Source organism: Pseudomonas peli (genome assembly GCF_050563605.1).
GTDB classification, from domain to species: Bacteria; Pseudomonadota; Gammaproteobacteria; order Pseudomonadales; family Pseudomonadaceae; genus Aquipseudomonas; species Aquipseudomonas peli_A.
On sequence record NZ_JBNXUH010000421.1, the window covers coordinates 1 to 241 of the forward strand.

At 47.4% G+C, this 241-nt stretch carries 1 pseudogene; it reads left to right on the forward strand.

The window, feature by feature from the left end:
- Positions 1-241, forward strand: a pseudogene (locus ACQ4LH_RS22140) (hypothetical protein); the annotation flags it as partial.

Sequence of the window (241 nt, forward strand, 5' to 3'; positions counted from 1 at the left end):
GTGCAACAGAAGAACMKMGGMAAGCCCGAAGTCGTMGMMGAGGTACKGAGCGCCGCKGGCTTCGACACGGCCGAGTTCGAGCGCCTGGTCAGCGATGAAACGGTCAAGGAACGCCTCAAGGCCACCACCGAGGAAGCTGTCTCTTATACAAATCTGACGATACCGAAGACACTCAACGAAAGCAACAGAAGTAAAAAAAAAAAAACACAACAAAACAAAAAAAAAAAAAACAAAAGACAAA